Source organism: Pseudogemmobacter sonorensis (assembly GCF_042762395.1).
Lineage (GTDB): Bacteria > Pseudomonadota > Alphaproteobacteria > Rhodobacterales > Rhodobacteraceae > Pseudogemmobacter > Pseudogemmobacter sonorensis.
On record NZ_JBEFZE010000102.1, the window covers coordinates 1 to 556 of the forward strand.

Annotated in this window: 1 protein-coding gene; it reads left to right on the forward strand. The window is 64.7% G+C overall.

Annotated features, from left to right (window positions below; translation table 11 throughout):
• Nucleotides 1–44: 44 nt before the first annotated feature.
• Nucleotides 45–556: hypothetical protein (locus tag ABNX41_RS21940; RefSeq protein ID WP_438671795.1), on the forward strand; the 512-nt coding region annotated here is incomplete at its 3' end.

A 556-nucleotide genomic window follows, 5' to 3' on the forward strand; every position in this document is an offset into this window, starting at 1 on the left:
TCCCCGCCTCACAGCCACAAGGGGAGGATAAGCCCGCGCCCGCGATGGATCTGGCACCGGAAGCGACCGAAGCCTGTGCCGAGCAGACAGAAATTGTCATAAAGGCACTACGTGCCGCCGCGCGTGAGATTGATCCGAAGTTCGCTGGACACCACGAAAACGTCGGCTTTGCCATCCGCCGGTTGCTCAACCTCACGCAATCCTTCCTGGACGCCTGCCGTTCTAACGACGCATTCCGCCAAGACGCGGAGAGCCTGCGGGCCGAGCTCGACCAATGGCGGGCCGCATACGAAAGGGCGTCTCGCGAGATCATCGAGTGCGCCGGGAACCATGGCGCAGCCGAGGCCCGTGTCGCGGAACTGGAAGGCGAGCGTGACGCCGCGCTGGCACGGGTGGCGGAGCTGGAGGCTGTGCTTGCCCAGGCTGCTGTCCCGCTCGAAGGGCTTACCATCGCGGCAAACGTTGGGGAGACCAACCTTGGCTTGGGCAAGCGGGCATGGGACGAAATCAACAACGCCGTTGCCCACATCCGTAGCGCCCTCACCACCCCCGGAGA